The sequence below is a fragment of the Aeromicrobium sp. genome (genome assembly GCF_049587115.1).
Lineage (GTDB): Bacteria > Actinomycetota > Actinomycetes > Propionibacteriales > Nocardioidaceae > Aeromicrobium.
The window spans coordinates 1-1,653 of sequence record NZ_JBAVDI010000123.1 but is presented as its reverse complement, the minus strand read 5'-3'; the positions used below and the strand labels follow the sequence as shown (position 1 = coordinate 1,653).

Below are 1,653 nucleotides of genomic sequence, written 5' to 3'. Positions count from 1 at the left end.
CGGCCTCGCCCTTGGAGCGGATCATCGCTGCGCCCTCGGTCAGCCGGCGCAGGGCCTCACCCAGGTTGGTCGCGCCACACACGAACGGGACGGTGAAGTTCCACTTGTCGATGTGGTTGACGTAGTCAGCGGGGGTGAGCACCTCGGACTCGTCGATGTAGTCGACGCCGAGCGACTGCAGGACCTGCGCCTCGGTGAAGTGACCGATGCGGGCCTTGGCCATCACCGGGATCGAGACAGCCTCGATGATGCCGTCGATCAGGTCAGGGTCGGACATCCGCGCAACGCCACCCTGCGAACGAATGTCGGCCGGCACCCGCTCCAGCGCCATGACGGCGACCGCTCCGGCGTCCTCGGCGATCTTGGCCTGCTCGGCGTTGACGACATCCATGATCACGCCGCCCTTGAGCATTTCTGCCATGCCGCGCTTGACGCGGGAGGTGCCGACCGTGGTTGCTTCGTTGCTCACTGCTGTGTCCTTCGTGATGTGGCCGATGATCGCTCCAAGTCTACTCCGCGGGGAGGAGACCGAATGCGCCGGACACATTGCGGACAGGGGGCCCTGGGAAGGCGTCACCGCACATCCAGTGGCCCAGCGTGATCCCGGACCGACAGCAGGTCACAGCTCGGGATGCACCACTGCTTGCCTGCGCACGATCAGCATCCGCTGGGCCACGGTGATCCCGCTGGCAATGGCCAGCGCCCACAGCGTGATCTCCCGCAGGAACGGGGCATCGAAGAGCCCGGACAGGCCGGTCATGACCAGGATCGCCACGAGCCGGTCGGCCCGCTCGGCGATGCCGCCCTTGGCCGTCATGCCGAGGCCCTCGGCGCGAGCCCGGGTGTAGGACGTCAGGTTGCCCAGCACGAGGCACGCGAGGCTCAGCGAGAGGTAGAGGTCGGCGCCACCCAGATCGGTCTCCGCCCCGGCGCGGGAGTAGTAGATCACCAGTCCGGCGAAGATCGCGGCGTCGGCGACCCGGTCGAGGCTCGAGTCGAGGAAGGCGCCCCACTTGGACGACTGACCGGACTTGCGGGCCATGTAGCCGTCGATGATGTCGCTGAAGACGAAGGCCGTGATGACCAGCACCCCGATGAAGAACTGTCCGCGGGGGAAGAACCACAGCGCGCCGGCGCTGACGCCGATCGTGCCGACCCACGTCACCCAGTCGGGCTTGACGCCGAGCCGCAGCAGCAGGTCGCCGAGCGGCGCCCACACGTTGGACCAGAACTGACGAAAACGTTCGAGCATTGCTTACTCCTTGGGCCAGGCGGCCGCGAGCATCTCGCGGGTGTCGCCCAGCAGTTGCGGCATGGTCTTGGTCTGGCCGATGACGGGCATGAAATTGGAGTCGCCACCCCAGCGAGGAACGACGTGCTGGTGCAGATGAGCGGCGATGCCGGCCCCGGCGACATTGCCCTGATTCATTCCGAGGTTGAAGCCCTGCGGACTCGTCACCGCCCGCATGGTCCGCATCGCCTGTTGCGTGATCGACGCGACCTCGGTGGACTCGGCGTCCGTCAGATCGGTGTAGTCGGCGACGTGCCGGTAGGGACACACCAGGAGGTGCCCGGCGTTGTAGGGATACAGGTTGAGCACGGCGTAGGCGGTCTCACCACGATGCACGACCAGGCCCTCGGCGTCGTCCATGC

The 1,653-nt window shown here is 66.8% G+C and carries 2 protein-coding genes and 1 pseudogene; all 3 read right to left on the bottom strand.

The annotated features are described in order from the left end of the window. Positions 1–421 (bottom strand): annotated as a pseudogene (locus tag WB461_RS11355) (pyridoxal 5'-phosphate synthase lyase subunit PdxS); the annotation flags it as partial. A 198-nt stretch (positions 422–619) separates the two neighbouring features. Next, positions 620–1,252 (bottom strand): phosphatidylinositol phosphate synthase, encoded by a 633-nt coding sequence (gene pgsA / locus WB461_RS11350; RefSeq protein ID WP_423852843.1) that lies wholly within the window; start codon positions 1,250–1,252, stop codon positions 620–622. 3 nt (positions 1,253–1,255) lie between these two features. Beyond that, the coding region (locus WB461_RS11345; RefSeq protein ID WP_423852842.1) for an HIT family protein at positions 1,256–1,653 on the bottom strand (398 nt) is incomplete at its 5' end.